Consider the following 19,431-nt stretch of genomic DNA (forward strand, 5'->3'; position numbering starts at 1 on the left):
AATTACTTTTGGTTAGAATAGTGCAACAAAACGATTGGGTGGTATTTATCATCATCGGTTGTGTATTGCTTTATATTTTCATGCTTTTATATCTCCATCGTGATTCTTCGGTGAAGGTTTTTTTGATGCAGAAATTTGCGGACTCTTCTAATAATTTTTTAAGTTGGTTAATTGTAAGCAGTGTTTTTACTGTCTTGCTGGCTACTTTTATTTCTCAGTCCATTCCAATTGTTCCAAAAAAAATTACAGATATTCATCTCTTTGGATATGAATTAAATAAGTTTGGATTTGCCTTTTTGTCTCTGATTCTTTTTTATGGATTGAAGTGCATTTTGTCCTACTTATTTTACGCAGGTACTGGCAGTAATAAAAGGTGGAAACTTTTTCAGTTCGATGCCTCTAAATTTTATTTTGTTTTTTCTCTATTATTAATGGTTTTGTGTGTCTATCAATTTTATTTTGATTTTAATCGATTAAAACTATTTGATTATTATTTTATTGGATTTGTGGCTGTTTTTTTATTCAAAATCTTCTTCTATATCCTTTCACCAAACCAGATACTGCCAGAAAAGTGGTATTATAAATTTTTGTATCTTTGCACCCTCCAATTTACACCTGTTTTAGTGCTATGGAGTGTATTATATTTTTAAGAATAATTGATGATGAAAATTAAATCGATATTAGTTTCCCAGCCTGCTCCAAACGAGTCTTCTCCTTACCTGGAAATTGCCAGAAAGGAAAAAATACGAATAGATTTCAAACCTTTTATTCATGTTGAAGGTGTTGATGCTAAAGAACTTAGGGCACAGAAAATAGATTTATCGCACTTTACCGGTATTATTTTTACAAGTAAAAATGCGATTGACCATTATTTCCGTTTGGCAGAAGAAATGCGTTTCACAGTGCCAGATTCTATGCGATATATTTGCCAATCTGAAGCGATTGCAAATTATTTGCAGAAACATATAGTCTATAGAAAGAGAAAGATTGCTTTCGGTGAAAGAACTTTTGCTGATTTGCTGCCGCTTTTCAAAAAATTTCCAGCAGAAAAATATATTTTACCTGCATCGGATGTTTTAAGTTCTGATATTCAGTCTGTTCTGGATGCTTCTGGAATTGATTGGACGAAAGCGACCATGTATAAAACGGTAAGCAGCGATTTAAGTGAAATTAACATTACCGATTACGACATGTTGGTTTTCTTTACAAGACAGGGAATTAAATCACTGCATGAAAACTTTGAAAACTTTGAACAGGGAGATGTGAAAGTTGCAGTTTTCGGTTCAACAACCGAACAGGCCGCAAAAGATGCCGGCTTGAGAGTTGATGTAATGGCACCAAGCAAAGAATCTCCATCAATGACGATGGCAATTGAAAAATACATAAGAAGTCTGGAGAAATAATTTCTTCAGAAAAACATAATCCTAAAACCGCCTTATTCTAAGATTAAGTCGGTTTTTATATTTTAATACTTACTCTTAATGAGCCATAAAAATAACATTCCACCAAAAGCAAAAAAAATAGAAAAGGTTCTGGAAATCCACGGTGATAAAAGAAATGATCCTTATTTCTGGTTGAATGAAAGAGAGAATCCCGAAGTTATTCAATATTTAGAAGAAGAAAACGCTTACGCTGAAGCGGTGATGAAAGATACCGAAGATTTTCAGCAACTTCTTTTTGATGAAATGAAAGCCCGATATAAAAAAGATGATGAGTCACTTCCTTATTTTTTTAATGAATATTGGTATATCGTTCGGTTCGTAGACGGAAAAGAGCATCCTTTGTTTACACGGAAATTTCAGACTTTAGAAAATGAAGAAGAACTTTTATTAGATGTTAATGTTTTAGCAGAAGGTCAAAAATTCTTCGAAGTAGGAAGTGTTGCTGTTTCTCCGAATAATAAATTAATGAGTTATTCGTCCGATAATATGGGGCGAAGAATTTATAATATTAATTTTCAGAATTTAGAAACGGGCGAAATTCTTCAGGATCAAATTCCGAATACGACTGGAAAAGCAGTTTGGGCAAATGATAATGAACATATTTTCTACATTAGAAAAGATGACAGTTTACGAGCATTTCAGGTTTTTCTTCATCAACTAGGAACGGATTCTTCACAAGATGTTTTGATTTTTCATGAAGAAGATGAAACTTTTGATGTGAATGTTTTTAAAACGAAATCTTTAGAATATATTTTTATTTCAAGTTCGAGTACGATTTCTGATGAACAAAGATTTATTCCTGCAGATGATGTGATGGCAGAATGGAAAATAATTCAGCCAAGAATTGATGATTTAGAATATTCGGTTGAGCATTTTGAAGATGAATTTTATATCATTTCAAATGCTGATGATGCTACCAACTTTAAAATTTCGAAAACTAAAGTTGCCCATCCAGGAATAGAAAATTGGATTGAAGTAATTCCCCATCGTGAAGAAGTTTTGTTGGAAGGTTTCGAAATTTTTAAAAACTATCTGGTTCTTGAAGAAAGAACGGAAGGCCTTTTACAAATCAAAATTATTGATACTAAAAATAACGAGTTCCATTATTTACCTTTTTCAGATCCAACTTACACGGCTTATATTGGGTTGAATTTAGAATTCGATACTGAAAAATTGCGTTTTGGTTATACTTCTTTAACGCAGCCAAGTTCAACTTTCGAATATGATATGAAAGAAAGAACGACCAAATTGTTGAAACAACAGGAAGTTTTGGGTGGAGATTTTTTACCGGAAAATTATATTTCAGAAAGAATTTGGGCAACTGCCAGAGACGGGAAAAAGGTTCCGATCTCTTTAGTTTATCATAAAGATACCAAGAAATCTGCGCAAACTCCATTATTGATTTATGGCTACGGAAGTTACGGACATACGATTGATGCGAGTTTTTCTAATGTTCGACTTTCCCTTTTGAACCGTGGTTTTATCTATGCGATTGCACACGTTCGAGGTGGAGAATATATGGGAAGAGAATGGTATGAAGATGGAAAAATGCTCTCCAAGAAAAACACGTTCTTTGATTTCATCGATGCTGCTAAGTATTTAGTGAAAGAAAATTATACGTCTGAAAAACATCTTTATGCGATGGGCGGAAGTGCTGGTGGGCTTTTGATGGGAGCGATCATTAATTATGAACCGGAATTATTCAATGCAATTGTGGCGCAAGTTCCTTTTGTTGATGTAGTTACAACGATGTTAGATGAAACAATTCCTTTAACAACGGGTGAATTTGATGAATGGGGAAATCCGAAAGACAAAGACTATTACGATTATATAAAATCATATTCTCCGTACGATAATATAGAAGCGAAAAATTACCCGCATATTTTAATTACAACAGGTTTGCACGATTCTCAAGTTCAATATTGGGAACCGGCAAAATGGACGGCAAAACTTCGGGAATTAAAAACGGATACCAATATTTTGATTTTCAAAACCGATATGAGTTCCGGTCACGGTGGTGCCAGCGGAAGATTTGAATCTTTAAAAGAAGATTCTTTGGAATATGCATTTTTAATGAAATTAGAAAATAAGATAGATGGAAAATAAATCAGAAAGCCAACTTTGGGAAGAAGTTGAAGCGTTTTTTGTAAAGACGTTTGATACCGAAAAACATCCGCAGATTGACACGATTTTATTTTTAATCGGTGTTCAGGAATTAGGTAGCGGACAACAAAAATATACGAAAGATGACAAGTTGAATATTCTGCATATTGCCGTTTGTCGTTTGTTAGAACCCTTTGGTTATTATAAATTCAGGGATTATGACGATGATGGATATCCTCATTTCGATGAAGTTGCGCCACTTCCGGAATTGAAACCGAATGAGCAACAGATTCTAATGAAGAAAGCGATCATTCAGTATTTTATTGATGAAGAACTTTTTTAAATAAATAAAAGACTGATTTTTGAAATCAGTCTTTTTTGTTTAATAATTCTTCGAGTTGATTTAATCCCACTTTAAAACCTCCTTCAAAACCCATGTCTAAAAGAGTTTTCATATCTTCAATTGTTTTAAAATGGATATTTACTGTAAGTTTTGTTCCTTCTTCAACTCCAGTAAAACCAAGTAGCCAATTGCTCGTCGGAAATTCATAATTCATAGTACCGTTTTCATCGGTGAAAAAGGCAGAATAGTCAAAACTTCGATGGAAATTAATTTCATGAAATCGAACTCCGCTGAAACTTTTTTCGTTTTCCGGACTGACCATTGCGTAATTCCAAACTCCTTCTGGCGCAAAATCCATTTTTAAAGTCTGGCATTTCCAAGGTTTCGGAGCCCACCATTGATCGAGTAAATCTGCTTTTGTAAAGTGGTTCCAAACTTCATCAACAGTAGTATGGAAAATCTTCATGATATAAAGAGAGGCCGAATTGTCATCTTTATTAAAAATTATTTCAGTTTTCATTCTCTGATTTTTATCAAATATATTATATTTAAATCTAAAACTAAAACCCTTTAAATCGATTGAAAAACAAATTAATTCATAATAATTTGTTAAATAATCTCGTTTTATGAAATTTTATATAATAATTTGGCATTTATTTTGTTGTTAAAGTCTTAAAATGATTAATTTTAACAATTCATTTTTAATTTTAACTAATGAACAACAGGTTTATTCCGTTTATCTCTGTTCTGATGACAATCTCCATGATTGTTTTCGTAACACTGCAACTTTACTGGATCAAAGAATTGTACAGTGCGCTGAATCAGGATTTTTCCAATAAAGTATATTCTTCATTGGAATCTTCTGCTTTAAAAGTTTCTCAACTAGAAGTTGATAAATACTTGAATCAGGATTTTAAAAACTTTGGTAAAAATGTAGTAGACAGTAGCAATTTGCCAACACAAACGTATATTCAACAAAATTCTGATTCGGCAAATACGTCAACACTTACCTTTCAGAAAAGTATCATAGAAAATCAAAACTTTCCCATATCACAAAAAGGAGATAGTTTGAAACTAACCAAACTTTACACTGATGAAGGGATTCTGAAAATTAAAAAAGCACCCAACTCTTCCGAACCACTTACTGCACAAATGAGTAAGGATATTGGAAATAACACCTATGCATTGCGGGAATTTGCAAAACTCAGTGCAACCAATTTACCGATTGAAAAAAGAGTGGATGTAAAAACCTTGGATTCTGTTTTGTCTAAAGAGTTGAAATTGAGTGGATTAGATGCGAAATTTGGTTTCGCGGTAATGGATAAAAAGAATGACATTACGAAGATTGCTAATACCATTTATGCAGATCAAAAAGATAAAACGAATTACACTTATCCACTATTTACAGACAGTAAAGATCAGACTTTATATACGTTGGCTGTTGTTTTTCCTAGTAAAGAATACTCTTTAGCAAAGAATAATGCACCGATGTTGTTGGGAACGATTATGTCTTTGCTGACGATTTTGGGGATTTATATTATCTCTATTAATTATATGATGAGGCAGAAAAAAATAGCAGATGTAAAAACGGACTTCATTAATAATATGTCGCATGAGTTTAAAACTCCATTGGCAACGATATCTGTAGCGACTGACTCTTTGGCAAATGATAAAATTGCGACCAACCCAGAAAAGGTAAAATATTATTCCGGTTTAATTAAACAGGAAAATCTGCGCATGAAGAAGCAGGTGGAAAATGTTTTAAATATGTCGAAACTGGAAAGAAATGAAGTTAAATTATTTTTGAAAGAAACCGATGTTCGTGCTTTAATAAAAAGAACCACCGAATCTTTTGGGCTCATTGTAGCACAACGACACGGAACATTGACTCAAGAGTTTAATACCGAGAAATACCAGTTTAAAATTGATGAATTTCATATTGCAAATGCTTTAGTGAATTTATTAGATAATGCCAATAAATACTCACCAGAAGCACCGGAAATTAAAGTAACTACCAGAAATGAAGGCAATTGGTATGTCGTAGAAATCTCTGATAAAGGAATGGGAATGGAAACCGATAATAAAACTCGGATTTTTGAAAAGTTCTTCCGGGAGGAAACGGGAAATATTCACAATGTGAAAGGGCAGGGACTTGGATTGTCTTATGTAAAAAAGATAGTAGAATTGCATAAAGGTTTAATTATCGTGGACTCTCAAAAAGACAAGGGAAGCACGTTTACGATAAAGTTACCCATGAATGCTTAAGAAATAAATATCGTGATTGAATCACTTAAAAATTGAAAATAAGGTAAAAACCTAATAACTTTAATAAACAAATTATGAGCAACAGAATCTTATTAGTAGAAGACGACCAAAGTTTTGGTGCGGTTTTGAAAGATTATTTATCGATAAATAATTTTGAAGTGACCTTGGCTGTAGATGGTGAACAAGGTTTGAAAGAATTCACAGAAAACGAATTTGATATTTGTATTTTTGATGTGATGATGCCGAAAAAGGACGGCTTTAGTTTGGCAGAAGACGTAAAAAGAATTGATAAAAATATTCCTATTATTTTTCTTACTGCCAGAAATATGCGCGAAGATATCTTGAAAGGATATCAGTTGGGTGCAGATGATTATATTACTAAGCCCTTTGATACAGAACTTTTGTTATATAAAATAAAAGCAATACTTCAAAGAAGTTCCACTGCAGAAAACGATGAGCAGGAACAATTCAAGATCAGTAATATTTTCTTTGACTCAATGTTGCGTCAATTGCGGGTTAATGATAATGAATATAAACTTTCACCGAAAGAAAACGAATTGCTGAAATTGCTTTGTCAACATAGAAATGATTTTATGCCCAGAGATTTGGCATTAAGAAAAATTTGGAAAAAAGAGAATTATTTCACCGCTAGAAGTATGGATGTTTACATTGCAAAATTGAGAAAACTCTTGAGAGAAGATGATGGTTTAGAAATTATCAATGTCCACGGTGAAGGTTTCCGCTTGTTGGTAAAGAACTAAATCTGGATAGGAAAATTGAAATGATGAAATACTCATAATATTTATTGAAGAAGCCGCTTTCGAATTCGAAAGCGGCTTCTTTATAATTTGTATGCAAGTTAATTTATTTAGCCTCTACACAGAATACTCTATATTGAACTAAAATTGCATCTTTAAAGTATTGTTTGACTTTTGCCAGATCTGCGGCTCCACTTTGTTTAGAGAGATAACTACCTGCCATCACTTTATAGTTGGGTCTTAAAGAAACATCTTTCTCTACTTTTATATAGGGAAATCTTCTTCGAAAGTATAATCCAACTTCATCCGCTTCTTTATTGCTTTTAACGACTGCGAGTTGAATTTTGTATCCCATGATTCTTGGGTTTTTTCGGCAGATTTCTGCAGTGGTCATTCCTTTTTCGGGTACAGAAATTCTTGGAGCAGTTGTTTTAGGGTTATAATCAGGATCGGAATTTGTTGTGTTTCCAGAATTATTCGCAATTGATGTTGTGCATTTATCTTCAATATTGCTTAATAAGTCGCTTACTTTCTGATCCATCATGATAGAAAGGGGTGTTCCAGAAATAGTGTCTTTCTTTACAACCTGTTGTGCATCAAAGATATTTGTGGAAAACAAAGAGATTGCGATGATTATTTTAAAAAGGTTTTTCATTAAATAATATTTTTACAAATTTAAAACAAATAAAAATTATACCAACATTTGTTATTTAGAAACATTACAAATTAAGGAAAATAACACAATGGCAATTGTAACGGCTGTTAAATTTATCTTAAAAACCTTATTTTTGCCAAGTTGAAAGTAAACTCAATATAATTTACTAACCCAAGATTTTATAAATGATTAGTTGGAGAAAGCATTACAAAAGAGGTCTCATCGCAATAGGTCTATTGCTGTCGACCAGTGCTTCTATTTACGCTCAAGGAGATGCCAAGAACGGTGAGAAGCTTTTTAAGGCCAATTGTACCGCCTGTCACGCGTTGGACAAACAGCTTGTTGGTCCTGCTTTGGGCGGTGTAGTAGACTTAATTAAAAAGGAGCAAAATTTAGATAAAGATTGGCTTCATAAGTGGATTAGAGACAATAAAGCTCTAAGAGCCTCTGGCGATAAGTACGCGAACGAAATTTTTGAAAAATTCAATAAAACTGAAATGACTGCATTTCCTAATCTTACAGATCAGGAAATTGATGACATTTTGGAGTATACCACAAATCCGCCGGCACCAGAACCTGTAGCAGATGCTGCTGGAGCAGGAACTGCAGATAATAATTCGATGGCTGCTTTAGAGGCCGAGAGAAAACAATCAATGAATTCAAAAGTGATTTTGCTTTCATTGTTGTCAATTGGAGGTCTTTTGATTTGGTTGCTGTTGAAATTGCAGCAATTGGTGAAATTGCAGCAAGCAGAAGAGTTAACAGGACTTAATGCTACCAGAGCAACTTCATTTGCAGACGTATATAGAAAATACAGTTATGTCGGAAAAGGGATATTGGTTGTTTTAGGGATTTTTGCAGCCTATGGATTATGGAACTGGTTAATGTGGATTGGGGTTTATAAAGGATATAAGCCAGAACAGCCAATTTATTTCTCGCACAAAATTCACGCTGGAGAAAATAAAATCGACTGTCAACTTTGTCACTCGTCAGCGAAATATGGTAAAGTTTCAGAAATTCCTTCGATGAATGTTTGTATGAACTGTCACCGAAATATTTCCGAATACAACGGGAAATATATGGAGCCAGGAAAAGATAAAGCATTCTATGATGGAGAGATTCAGAAAATATATGCTGCAACTGGCTGGGATCCTGCCTCACAACAATATACAGGCAAGACACAACCTGTGGAGTGGACGAGGATTCACAATATGCCAGACTTTGTTTACTTTAACCACGCGCAACACGTTGTTGCTGGGGAGCAAGCAATTCTTAATTCTTACAATCAGAAAAACCCGAATGCTAAAATAGATATCGTTTGTAAAGCTTGTCACGGACAGGTTGATACCATGAATGTGGTGCAAATGGCAAATGATTTTACCATGGGATGGTGTATAGAATGTCACAGAACTACAGAAGTAGATATGAACAATGGTTATAATAAAGAGTACTTCAAAAATCTACATGACAAACTGAAAAAACAGTATGGGTCAGGTGCGAAAATTACCGTAGATGCAATTGGAGGTCTTGAGTGTGGTAAATGTCATTATTAATAACAAAAATTAGAAGTATCAATGGCTTCAAATAAAATACAATTCAGAAGTATACAGGAACTGAAAGATCCGAGTCTAAATGCTAGGTTGGCTCAAAAAGAATTTCAGACCGAAATCCCTGTGGAAGGTATATCGAGCGCAGAAAAGTCAACTGAGTCAGGCACATCTAGAAGGGATTTCTTAAAACTTTTAGGTTTCTCTACTGCAGCAGTTACTTTGGCAGCTTGTGAGGCACCGGTAATTAAAACGATTCCGTATGTGGTTAAACCGCACGAAATTATTCCGGGTGTTCCCAATTATTACGCTTCTACTTTTTTTGATGGGTTCGATTTCGCAAGTGTTTTAGTTAAAACTAGAGAAGGAAGACCAATTAAAATTGAATCAAACCCACTTGCAAAAGATTTGGGTAAAACAAGTGCAAGAACGCAAGCTTCGGTTCTTTCATTATATGATAACGATAAAATAAAACAACCAAAATTAGACGGAAAAGATGAAACTTTTGATAAAGTTGATAGTTTCGTTTTGAGAGGTTTAGCTGAAGCGCAAGCGGGAGGAAAAAGAATTGTTGTTTTATCGCATTCATTCCCTTCACCAACTTTCAAAAAATTATTTGGTGATTTCAAAGCAAAATATCCGACAGCAGAATTAGTAACTTATGATGCACTTCCTCATAGTGCAGCTTTAGATGCGGCTCAGGAAGTATTCGGACAAAGAGCGTTACCAGTTTATGATTTATCTAAAACACAGTTGGTTGTTTCTTTTCAGGCAGATTTCTTGGGTGAGTTTAATGGAGGTTCATTAGAAACTTCATACGCTATAGCAAGAAAGCCAGGTCCAGATATGATGAGACATATCCAATTAGAGTCTAATATGACTTTAACCGGTGCAAATGCTGATACAAGAATTAGATTAAAGCCAAGTGCTGTAAATAAAGTTTTAGTTGAAGTTTATAATGGTCTTAATGGTGGAAGCGTAAGCAAAGAAGCCGGAGAAATCGTAAAAGAATTACAGGCAAAAGGAAGCAACGCTGTTGTTTTTGCTGATGGTTCTAAAGCGGCTCACGTTCTAGCCAATTTAATCAACCAAAAATTAGGATCAAATGCTTTCACTGGGAAAGCAAACTTCTTAAAGGAATTTGATGCAGTTAGCTATCAAGAATTCTTAGCATGGATGAATGCGGGACAAGTTGGGGTTTTGATCGCCAATAATGTTAACCCTATTTATTCTAATAACAAAGGAGAAGACTTTAGAAAATCTCTAGAAAAAGTTCCTTATGTTGTTGCGGTTACCGATAAGAAAAATGAAATGTACAAAGCAGCGAAAGCTGTTATTCCTGTAGCGAACTGGTTAGAAAGCTGGGGAGATATGGCGCCGCAAACAGGAGTTTATACCTTAATGCAGCCAACCATTCAAAAAATATTTAAGTCAAGACAGATTGAAGAATCTCTTTTGGTTTGGATGAATGGTAAAGACAGTCCAGATAATAATTACTACGATTATTTGAAAGCCAATGCATCTACTTTAATTGGTGGTACAACTTTCAATAAAGCGCTTTATAATGGAGTTGTTGATGGTGGTAATACTGCAACACTTTCTTACACAGGAGGTGATTCAGCAAAAGCAATCGCTGATTTATCAGGTTTCAAATCATCTGATTTAGAATTGGTTTTATATACCAAAACTGCAATAGGAGATGGAACGCAAGCAAACAATCCTTGGTTGCAAGAACTTCCAGATCCAATTACCCGAATGACTTGGGATAATTACTTAACCATGTCTCCAAAAGATGCTAAAAGATTAGGAATCGAAAACGATCTTAATGGAAGAATGCAACTAGATGGTTCAGTGGTAAACGTTACCGTAAATGGTGTAACCGTTAAAGATGTTCCTGTATACATTCAACCTGGTCAGGCTGATGGAGCAGTAGGACTGGCTTTGGGTTATGGTAAAAAGAATTCTGGAAAAGTTGCTGAAACCGGTGTTAACGCTTATCCTTTATTTGATGGTTCTAACTTGGTTGTTTCAGATGTGAAAATAGAAAAAACTAATGGTGAGCACGAATTTGCAGGAATGCAACTTCAGAATACCTTAATGGGTCGTTACGAAATCGCAAGAGAAGTTCCATTGGATACATTCTTAAATGTGAAATTTGATGATGAGAAATTAGGTTGGAACAAACCATTGGAATATCATACTTTAAATGGTGCTTTACCTGCAGGTAAAATTGACCTTTGGGACGCCTTTGATGATACTGATGGACCACACTTTAATTTATCAGTTGACTTAAACTCTTGTACAGGATGTGGCGCTTGTGTTATTGCTTGTCAAGCAGAAAACAACGTACCAGTTGTTGGGAAAGCTGAAGTAAGAATGTCTAGAGATATGTTCTGGTTGAGAATTGACCGTTACTATACGACAGACATCCCTGCTGATATCGATTTGAATAAAGACGGTATGCTTTCGCAAGAGGAAGCTGTAACTGCTGATCTTAACGTTCCTGGAATGTATGGTCATTTCTTGGATAAAGAAAGTGGTATTTTAAATCACCCTGCGACTAACCCAGATGTGATTTTCCAACCGGTAATGTGTCAGCACTGTAATCATGCCCCATGTGAAACGGTATGTCCTGTGGCTGCAACTTCCCACGGTAAGCAAGGTCAAAACCAAATGGCTTATAACAGATGTATCGGTACAAGATATTGTGCGAACAACTGTCCTTATAAAGTTCGTCGTTTCAACTGGTTTACTTACAACCTTAATGATAAATTCGACTTTAATCAAAATAATGATTTAGGAAGAATGGTATTAAACCCAGATGTTGTAGTAAGAACAAGAGGGGTTATGGAAAAATGTTCAATGTGTATTCAACAGACACAGAACGTTATTCTGGAAGCCAAAAAAGAAGGAAGAACCGTAAAAGACGGTGAATTCTCTACCGCTTGTGTGGATGCTTGTGCAACAGGAGCGATGAAGTTTGGTGATATGAATGATAAGAGTTCTGAAGTTAGAGCACTTTTCAGCACCAACAGAAGATATACTTTGCTTGAAGAAATTGGTACTAAACCAAACGTATTCTATCATACCAAAGTGAGAAATAGAAAAAATAATGTTTAAATAATAAATAGGTAAAAAATGTCAGGACACTACGAAGCTCCGATAAGGGAACCTTTAATTATTGGTCACAAGACTTATCACGATATCTCAAACGATATCGCAAGACCTATCGAGGAACGTGCAGGAAAACTGTGGTGGGTTTCTTTCTGGGTTGCGTTAGCTCTATTCATTTATGGATTTGGCTGTATTGCATACACCATCGGTACCGGTATCGGTGCATGGGGACTTAACAGAACTAATAACTGGGGTTGGGATATTACCAATTTCGTTTGGTGGGTAGGTATCGGTCATGCCGGTACGCTTATTTCTGCGGTTCTATTATTATTTAGACAAAGATGGAGAATGTCTGTTAACCGTTCTGCTGAGGCGATGACCATCTTCGCGGTAGTTCAGGCGGCTATTTTCCCTGTAATTCACATGGGTAGAGTTTGGGTAGGATATTGGGTATTCCCTTTACCAAACCAGTTTGGTTCACTTTGGACCAACTTTAACTCGCCATTACTTTGGGATGTATTTGCAATTTCTACTTATTTCTCTGTATCCAGTGTATTCTGGTTTATGGGATTAATTCCAGATTTTGCGATGATCAGAGACCGTGCAAAAACTCCGTGGACGAAAAGAATATACACCTTCCTATCATTTGGTTGGGGTGGAAAAGCAAAACACTGGCAACGATTCGAAGAACTATCTTTGGTATTAGCAGGTTTAGCAACACCACTTGTATTCTCTGTTCACACCACGGTATCTTTTGACTTTGCTACGTCGGTAATTAAAGGATGGCACTCAACAATCTATCCACCTTACTTCGTTGCGGGAGCAATTTTCTCAGGATTTGCAATGGTACAAACACTATTGTTAGTCGCAAGAAAAGTAGCACACTTAGAAGATTACATTACCATGTATCATATCGAAATTATGAACATTGTAATTATTGTAACTGGTGGTATGGTAACTGTTGCTTATGCAACTGAATATTTCATCGCTTGGTACTCTGGTTCAAGATATGAAGACTTTACCTATCTTTCTCCAGGAGCAGCAACTGGTCCTTATTGGTGGGCGTTCTGGGCCTTGATTATTTGTAACTTAGTGATTCCAGCATTATTCTGGTTCAAAAAAGTGAGAACAAATATTATGGCAACATTCATTATCGCATTGGTAATTAATATTGGAATGTGGTTTGAAAGATTTGATATTATCGTAATTAATATTGCGAGAGATTACTTGCCAAGTGGCTGGACAATGTTTAAACCAAGTATTATTGATGTTGGAGTGTTCCTTGGAACAATTGGTTTCTTTGGAGTATTATTCTTATTGTATGCAAGAACTTTCCCTGTAATTGCACAAGCAGAATTGAAGACTATTTTGAAAATATCAGGTGAAACTTATAAAGCAAAAGAAGAAGAAGATGAGCACCACTAAAATAATATACGGTATTTATGCCGATGACGATGATTTGTTAGATGGCGTAAAAGCTTTCAATGATAAAGGAATTGCCATAAACGAAGTTTATACCCCTTTTCCTGTTCATGGTCTTGATACCGCTTTAGGTTTAAGAAAAACAAGAATTTCTGATGCTGCTTTTATTTATGCAGTGTACGGATTGACGATTGGGATGTTGGTGACTTGGTATACAATGAACCACGACTGGCCAATGAATATTGGTGGTAAACCCGCTTTTAAATGGGGAACCAACATGCCAGCTTTTGTAGTTCCGATGTTTGAGTTAATGGTATTTTGTGCAGCACACATGATGTCGCTTACTTTCTTGGTAAGAAATAAAATGTATCCTGGTTGTCCTCCTCAAAATCCTGATCCTAGAACAACCGACGATAAATTTATGATGGAATTTGTTACAGATAATGTAGATGCAGTGAAACAAATTCTGATTGATACAGGAGTTGAAGAAATAACTGTAAAAGATGCTTAAAATGACAAAGAATATATTTAAAATTACAGCGATTTTAGGTTGCGCCGCGATTACTTTAAGTTCTTGCAGTAAAGAAAATCCACCTTTGGTCTATTTTCCAGATATGTATTTTCCAGTAGCATATGATCCTTTGATGAAAGCACAAGACGCTTATTCAAAGCATGAAAATGAAATTCCTGCGTTTGTAAAACAGAATGGTGCAACTGGTTTAGGTCCAGTTGACGGAACAGTTTCACAAAATCCAGAAGGAATCGCAGATCCTGCAGCAAATAAAGCAATGGTTCCTTTAGAATATAATGAAGGTTATGATGCATCAAAGTTAATAACTGCTTCTCCTTTAAATCCGGCAGACCAAGCGAAAGATCTTGCTAGAGGTAAACTTTTATATGGTCAAACTTGTGCCGCGTGCCATGGTGCTGCGGGTGATGGGCAAGGTTCAATCGTAGAAAGTGGTGCGTACTCGGGAGTTCCTAAATACGCAGATAGAGAAATTACTATCGGTTCGGTTCATTATGTATTGACTCATGGTAGAAACTCAATGGGTTCATATGCTGGCCAATTAAAACCAGGCGATCGATGGAGAGTTGCTTTGTATATTATGAACGAATTCAAAGGAGGCTTAACTGCTCCAGCAGTAGTTGCTGCAAATGCAACACCTGCTTTGAGTGCAGCAACTCCAGCAGAATCTAGTACGAGTCCTAAAAAATAAAAAAGAGTAAAAAAAATGTATAGTTTTTCACCTAAATTAAGATTATATTCAATCGTATTTGTCGTTCTAGGACTAGTTCTTTTCGGAGCTGGTTACTTTATGAATCATGGAGTAGACGATACCCAGATTGGACATATGATGGAACAAGTGCATGCTGGCGGAAATCATGCTCCTTCTAATTCTGCCGAAATGGTGGGACCTCAAGATGAAGCTGCCCATTTAGAACATGCAAAAATGCAGTTCAAAAACCAACCTTTAGCAGCCATTCATACCGTTGCGGTATTTTTGTTTGCATTAAGTTGTTGTGCAATGTTTTTCTATGCTATTCAAAATGCATCGCACGCCGGTTGGTCAATTATAATTTTAAGAGTGATGGAAGCAGTTTTCTCTGTTGTTCCTTATGCTGGTGCAATCATCATCGTAATTATGGTGTTGAACGTTTCCCATATGGGACATCTTTTCCACTGGATGGATGGAGATTTAACTGATCCGAAAAGTCCACACTTTGATCCTATCCTATTCGAAAAGAAAACATTCTTGAATATTCCTTTCTATGTAGTTAGAACCCTAATTTACGTTATTGGTGCATCTTTCTTTGCCTGGAAATTGAAATCACTTTCTAAAGAAATTGATGCAACTAAAAGCCGAGCAACTTACGCTAAATATTACAGTTGGAATGTTGGTTATATCGCTTTCTTCGGGTTTGCTTCTGCAGCTTGGGCTTGGGATTGGTTGATGTCTATTGATCCACACTGGTATTCTACTATGTATATATGGTATGCAATGGTGAGTGCTTTGGCAACATCGATTGCAGTAATTATGATCATCAGTGTTTATCTTAAGAAAAAAGGATTTTTACCTCATTTTAATGATAACCATTTACATGATCTAGGGGTATTCTTATTTGCTTCAACAATGTTATGGACGTACACTTGGTTTGCACAGTTCATGTTGTATTGGTATGCAAACATTCCGGAAGAAGTAAATTATTTCTATGGAAGATTTGAATATTATGGATGGGCATTTTGGTCAATTTTGTTATTCAACTTTGCAATTCCATTATCGGTGATGGTAAGTTCAAGTATTAAGAGAAACTATACCGTAATGACTACTATGGCAGTAATCGTAATCTGTGGACATTGGTTGGTATATTACAATATGGTAATGCCTGGAACCGTTGGTCCGTACTGGCAAAACATCACTGGATTACTTACAAATCTTGGTGCAGTAATGTTCGGTTTAGGTTTGTTTGTATTTGTAGTATTTACAACTTTATCTAAATTGAAACTTATTCCAGAAGGTAATCCTTACCTACACGAATCAAAAATATATGAATATCCTTTCTAAATTTTAGAATTTATTCAAAAACATAATCCCGGCGTTTGTCGGGATTTTTTTATAAATTTGTTAGAAACCAAAATAAAAGATGATTCAAAATACTAAAACGTCTGTTACACCTATAACTGCCCTTTTAAAGAAGGGTAGATTTATGTTTTTCGCATTATTAATGTTTTTGATAAGTTGTAAAAAAGATGCAGTTGATGCTACTACAACCAAGACTTTGCAGTCAAGCATCAATGATATGGCTTCGAGTTTAAATACATTGCAGCAAGTGAAATTTAATGAAGCGCTATATATTTTGAAAACGTTCGGTGTAGATGCCGAAGGGGAAACCAATGAGTTGAAAGCGCTGGGTGTTTTAATTAATGGGAAAAAAGTACCGGAAATATTTTCTTTAGCCGATCAGGTTGCGCAAAAAAACGGAATTGAATGGTCAAGTGCCGGTCCACCTTCTTTAGGTGAAATGAATATCTTTGGAAACGATCAGGCAAAGGTATTCGATCCGAATGATATTCAGGCAACTTCTTTAAATGTCAATATAACGAATGTAGGTAACAATGAAGTTTTAGGTCCACAATCACTTCAAATTGTTCCGAGATTAGTTGATGCAAAAGGAAATGTTGCTGACTTCTCGGGTGGAGGATTAGAAACCGTCCTCGAAGTGTACAGTGGTGGTAATAGAATATATACTGCCAGAAATTTAATGCAGGACAATAATTTTAAAGGGTTCAATTTAAAATTTGCTTCACTTCCTTCTCAAAAGATGATAGATCAAAAGATCGATGTTACGGTCTCTGTTAAAACCACCAAGAAGATCTTTAAGATGTCTAAAATCGGCGTGTTAGTAAATCCAAAGGCACTGCTTATGCCAGTGGCAGATCCTGCCGAGAATCCTGCAAATACCGATGAGGATGTTATTGCAATCTCGCCAGATGCTACAAGTGGAACTCCAGATGTTAAAGTTGCGCCTACCGCAGATCCAAAAACACTTGTATCTAAGTTTTTAAATAATCTTTCTGCCCAAAATCTTCGTGGAGCTTATGATGTAGCCGATAATCCAAATTGGGGATCTTTTGAAACCTTTTCTAATCCAACTTCAGGGTTTGGTGGAGTCAAAAATATTAGTGTAAAAAATATGACGACCAACAGCACTTCTGCAAATTCTGCGAGCGTAAATGCAACCTATGATATTACTGATAAGGAAGGAAGAACAACCGCGGTGCAAGTAACTTTTGGTTTAAAGAATGTTAATGGTGACTGGAAAATTTCAAGTTATAAAATCAATTAAAAATGAATCAGCAACTTATTCAAGATTTAGAAAATACAATACAAAATATCCCAGATTTTCCAAAACCTGGAATTCAGTTTAAAGATATTACGCCGATTTTTCTCAATCCTAAACTTTACGAACAAGTGATTGCAGATTTAGCGAATTTCAGCCGCGGAAAGATTGATGCGGTTTGCGGAATAGAAAGTCGCGGTTACCTTTTTGGGATTGCAATTGCAGTCGCCTTAGATGTGCCTTTTATTCTTATTCGTAAAAAAGGAAAACTGCCACCTCCTTTTGTAGCACAAAAATATGATTTAGAATATGGTTCTGCAGAAATAGAAATGCGAACTGGACAAATTCAAGCTGGACAAAGAATCCTCATCCACGACGATTTACTGGCAACTGGCGGAACAACCGAAGCCGCTGCACATCTGGTTCAAAAGCAAGGCGCAATCGTTTCTCAGTTTAGTTTTCTGATTGGACTAAAGGACTTGCAGGGCGAAGATCGACTCAAGAAATTTAATGCAGAAGTTCATCAGATCTTACAATATTAGATTAATCCAACTAAAGATGTCAATAAAAAAACGGGCTTTTTAGCCCGTTTTTTATGATTTATTTTTATTATTCCTAAAATATATCTTCAAACTCCATATCTACTTCTAATTTTTCTGCCAGAAGTTTGGAGATTTTAACTCTAAGTGGTTCGATATCGATGTTTTCCATCGCGTCGTTTGCGAAGGCGAACAATAACATTGCCTGCGCTTCTTTCTTGGAAATTCCACGGGCACGAAGGTAAAACAAAGCGTCTTCGTTCAACTGACCAACCGTACAACCGTGTGAACATTTCACGTCATCTGCGAAAATCTCCAATTGTGGCTTGCTGTCAATCGATGCGCCTTCGTCGAGCAAAATATTGTTGTTTTGTTGATAAGCATTGGTTTTCTGAGCGATTTTATCTACATAAACTTTACCGTTGAAAACCCCGTGAGATTTGCCTTTGTAAATTCCTTTGTAGTTTTGGTAACTCTCGCAATTTGGCGTTTTATGGTGAACTGCGGTATGATGATCGACCAACTGTTCGTCATCAATAATTGTGATTCCATTCATGAACGAGTTAATATTCTCGCCGTTATGAATAAAATCTAAGTTATTACGGACTAATTTTCCACCGAACGAAAACGTGTTAACGGTCGTTAAACTGTCATGCTCCTGTTTTGCAAAAGTGTGATCCATCATGTAAGACGTGTTGCTGTCATTTTGTACTTTATGCCAATCTGCTTTTGCATTTTGGTAAGTGAAAATTTCAGTAACAGAATTGGTGAACACGTAAGTTTCATCGAAGTTATGGTGACTTTCAATCACTTCAATTTTAGCACCTTCTTCTGCAATCAGTAGATTACGGGTATTATAGAATGTGTTTTCGTCTTGATTTTGAGAGATGTAGAAAACGTGAATTGGTTTTTCAATCACGACATTTTTTGGAACTTTCAAGAAAAAGCCCATCTTGCAATAAGCCGTATTCAAATTGGTGAATGCTAAATTTTGGTCAGCAAGGGTATTGAAATAATGTTCGAAAACATCTTTATGTTTCGGATCATTCAAAGCGTAATTGAAAGAAAGTAATTCTACATTTTCAATTGAAATTTTTGATAACTCTTTGTGTAACTGTCCATTAATAAAGACAATCCAGTCAAAATTTTCTTCGCCCAAATGCAGTTCTGCAATCTGTTCTTTAGAAATCGTATGCGCTTCTTTCGGGAAGAAATTGTAATTCTTCTCGGTGATTTCTCTTAAGTTCGTGTATTTATATTCCTCGTCTTTTTTAGTTGGAAAGCCAAAATGAAAAAACTTTTTCAAGGCGGCATTTCGAGTCTCATCCAGAAAACGGTGTTGAAGCGTGTCTAAAAAAGCAGCGTGGTTGTTTTGTATATTTTCTAATAGAGCCATTGTA

Annotated in this window: 16 protein-coding genes; 13 read left to right on the forward strand and 3 right to left on the reverse strand. The window is 35.5% G+C overall.

Features of this window, described 5'->3' with window-relative positions; all coding sequences use genetic code 11:
- Positions 1–662 precede the first annotated feature (662 nt).
- The 3 genes from PUH65_RS02815 (at position 663) to PUH65_RS02825 (ending at position 3,888) form a co-directional block, all read left to right on the forward strand.
- Positions 663–1,403, forward strand: coding sequence for a uroporphyrinogen-III synthase (locus PUH65_RS02815; RefSeq protein WP_305518416.1), 741 nt, complete (start codon positions 663–665; stop codon positions 1,401–1,403).
- Positions 1,404–1,481: 78 nt separating this feature from the next.
- Entirely contained in the window at positions 1,482–3,548 is a 2,067-nt protein-coding gene (locus PUH65_RS02820; RefSeq protein WP_305518363.1) for a S9 family peptidase, read from the forward strand.
- On the forward strand, positions 3,538–3,888 hold the full coding sequence (locus PUH65_RS02825; RefSeq protein WP_193811141.1) for a hypothetical protein: 351 nt from the start codon (positions 3,538–3,540) through the stop codon (positions 3,886–3,888). Before PUH65_RS02820 ends, PUH65_RS02825 begins: the two co-directional genes overlap by 11 nt.
- A 25-nt stretch (positions 3,889–3,913) precedes the next feature.
- On the opposite strand, the gene PUH65_RS02830 is transcribed toward PUH65_RS02825, so the two are convergent.
- Positions 3,914–4,408 carry an SRPBCC domain-containing protein gene (locus PUH65_RS02830; protein ID WP_305518364.1) on the reverse strand — a complete coding sequence of 165 codons (495 nt, stop codon included), beginning with the start codon at positions 4,406–4,408 and terminating at the stop codon, positions 3,914–3,916.
- 194 nt (positions 4,409–4,602) lie between these two features.
- Between PUH65_RS02830 and PUH65_RS02835 the strand changes: the two genes are divergently transcribed.
- Both PUH65_RS02835 and PUH65_RS02840 read left to right on the forward strand, forming a co-directional pair.
- Positions 4,603–6,153, forward strand: a complete 1,551-nt coding sequence (locus PUH65_RS02835) for a sensor histidine kinase KdpD (protein WP_305518365.1) — start codon at positions 4,603–4,605, stop codon at positions 6,151–6,153.
- Between the two features lie 74 nt (positions 6,154–6,227).
- A complete protein-coding gene (locus PUH65_RS02840; protein ID WP_305518366.1) occupies positions 6,228–6,914 on the forward strand; it encodes a response regulator transcription factor in 687 nt (228 codons plus the stop codon).
- Positions 6,915–7,017: 103 nt separating this feature from the next.
- On the opposite strand, the gene PUH65_RS02845 is transcribed toward PUH65_RS02840, so the two are convergent.
- On the reverse strand, positions 7,018–7,566 hold the full coding sequence (locus tag PUH65_RS02845; protein WP_305518367.1) for an SPOR domain-containing protein: 549 nt from the start codon (positions 7,564–7,566) through the stop codon (positions 7,018–7,020).
- Positions 7,567–7,751: 185 nt separating this feature from the next.
- Between PUH65_RS02845 and PUH65_RS02850 the strand changes: the two genes are divergently transcribed.
- The 8 genes from PUH65_RS02850 (at position 7,752) to PUH65_RS02885 (ending at position 18,034) form a co-directional block, all read left to right on the forward strand.
- Positions 7,752–9,119 carry a c-type cytochrome gene (locus PUH65_RS02850; protein WP_305518368.1) on the forward strand — a complete coding sequence of 456 codons (1,368 nt, stop codon included), beginning with the start codon at positions 7,752–7,754 and terminating at the stop codon, positions 9,117–9,119.
- Positions 9,120–9,140: 21 nt separating this feature from the next.
- Positions 9,141–12,233, forward strand: coding sequence for a TAT-variant-translocated molybdopterin oxidoreductase (locus PUH65_RS02855; RefSeq protein WP_305518369.1), 3,093 nt, complete (start codon positions 9,141–9,143; stop codon positions 12,231–12,233).
- 18 nt (positions 12,234–12,251) lie between these two features.
- A complete protein-coding gene (nrfD, locus tag PUH65_RS02860; protein WP_305518370.1) occupies positions 12,252–13,652 on the forward strand; it encodes an NrfD/PsrC family molybdoenzyme membrane anchor subunit in 1,401 nt (466 codons plus the stop codon).
- Positions 13,639–14,160 carry a DUF3341 domain-containing protein gene (locus PUH65_RS02865; protein ID WP_305518371.1) on the forward strand — a complete coding sequence of 174 codons (522 nt, stop codon included), beginning with the start codon at positions 13,639–13,641 and terminating at the stop codon, positions 14,158–14,160. Before nrfD ends, PUH65_RS02865 begins: the two co-directional genes overlap by 14 nt.
- Positions 14,153–14,869 carry a cytochrome c gene (locus tag PUH65_RS02870; RefSeq protein ID WP_305518372.1) on the forward strand — a complete coding sequence of 239 codons (717 nt, stop codon included), beginning with the start codon at positions 14,153–14,155 and terminating at the stop codon, positions 14,867–14,869. Before PUH65_RS02865 ends, PUH65_RS02870 begins: the two co-directional genes overlap by 8 nt.
- 15 nt (positions 14,870–14,884) lie before the next feature.
- Positions 14,885–16,216, forward strand: a complete 1,332-nt coding sequence (locus tag PUH65_RS02875) for a quinol:cytochrome C oxidoreductase (RefSeq protein ID WP_305518373.1) — start codon at positions 14,885–14,887, stop codon at positions 16,214–16,216.
- A gap of 79 nt (positions 16,217–16,295) precedes the next feature.
- Entirely contained in the window at positions 16,296–17,498 is a 1,203-nt protein-coding gene (locus PUH65_RS02880; protein WP_370692009.1) for a hypothetical protein, read from the forward strand.
- A 2-nt stretch (positions 17,499–17,500) separates the two neighbouring features.
- The gene (locus tag PUH65_RS02885) at positions 17,501–18,034 is read left to right on the forward strand and encodes an adenine phosphoribosyltransferase (RefSeq protein WP_305518374.1); all 534 of its coding nucleotides are present in this window, start codon (positions 17,501–17,503) and stop codon (positions 18,032–18,034) included.
- A gap of 73 nt (positions 18,035–18,107) precedes the next feature.
- Here the strand turns inward: PUH65_RS02885 and sufD are convergent, their stop codons facing one another.
- Positions 18,108–19,427 carry a Fe-S cluster assembly protein SufD gene (gene sufD / locus PUH65_RS02890; RefSeq protein WP_125025319.1) on the reverse strand — a complete coding sequence of 440 codons (1,320 nt, stop codon included), beginning with the start codon at positions 19,425–19,427 and terminating at the stop codon, positions 18,108–18,110.
- Positions 19,428–19,431 lie beyond the last annotated feature (4 nt).

It is taken from the genome of Kaistella sp. SH40-3 (genome assembly GCF_030686865.1).
Lineage (GTDB): Bacteria > Bacteroidota > Bacteroidia > Flavobacteriales > Weeksellaceae > Kaistella.

Excerpts from the sequence above, each read along its gene's own strand:
- sufD (WP_125025319.1), bottom strand. The coding sequence starts at position 19,427 with ATGGCTCTATTAGAAAATATACAAAACAACCACGCTGCTTTTTTAGAC.
- PUH65_RS02865 (WP_305518371.1), top strand. The coding sequence starts at position 13,639 with ATGAGCACCACTAAAATAATATACGGTATTTATGCCGATGACGATGAT.
- PUH65_RS02880 (WP_370692009.1), top strand. The coding sequence starts at position 16,296 with ATGATTCAAAATACTAAAACGTCTGTTACACCTATAACTGCCCTTTTA.
- PUH65_RS02855 (WP_305518369.1), top strand. The coding sequence starts at position 9,141 with ATGGCTTCAAATAAAATACAATTCAGAAGTATACAGGAACTGAAAGAT.
- PUH65_RS02885 (WP_305518374.1), top strand. The coding sequence starts at position 17,501 with ATGAATCAGCAACTTATTCAAGATTTAGAAAATACAATACAAAATATC.
- PUH65_RS02845 (WP_305518367.1), bottom strand. The coding sequence starts at position 7,566 with ATGAAAAACCTTTTTAAAATAATCATCGCAATCTCTTTGTTTTCCACA.
- PUH65_RS02835 (WP_305518365.1), top strand. The coding sequence starts at position 4,603 with ATGAACAACAGGTTTATTCCGTTTATCTCTGTTCTGATGACAATCTCC.
- PUH65_RS02820 (WP_305518363.1), top strand. The coding sequence starts at position 1,482 with ATGAGCCATAAAAATAACATTCCACCAAAAGCAAAAAAAATAGAAAAG.
- PUH65_RS02815 (WP_305518416.1), top strand. The coding sequence starts at position 663 with ATGAAAATTAAATCGATATTAGTTTCCCAGCCTGCTCCAAACGAGTCT.
- PUH65_RS02875 (WP_305518373.1), top strand. The coding sequence starts at position 14,885 with ATGTATAGTTTTTCACCTAAATTAAGATTATATTCAATCGTATTTGTC.
- nrfD (WP_305518370.1), top strand. The coding sequence starts at position 12,252 with ATGTCAGGACACTACGAAGCTCCGATAAGGGAACCTTTAATTATTGGT.
- PUH65_RS02830 (WP_305518364.1), bottom strand. The coding sequence starts at position 4,408 with ATGAAAACTGAAATAATTTTTAATAAAGATGACAATTCGGCCTCTCTT.
- PUH65_RS02870 (WP_305518372.1), top strand. The coding sequence starts at position 14,153 with ATGCTTAAAATGACAAAGAATATATTTAAAATTACAGCGATTTTAGGT.
- PUH65_RS02850 (WP_305518368.1), top strand. The coding sequence starts at position 7,752 with ATGATTAGTTGGAGAAAGCATTACAAAAGAGGTCTCATCGCAATAGGT.
- PUH65_RS02825 (WP_193811141.1), top strand. The coding sequence starts at position 3,538 with ATGGAAAATAAATCAGAAAGCCAACTTTGGGAAGAAGTTGAAGCGTTT.
- PUH65_RS02840 (WP_305518366.1), top strand. The coding sequence starts at position 6,228 with ATGAGCAACAGAATCTTATTAGTAGAAGACGACCAAAGTTTTGGTGCG.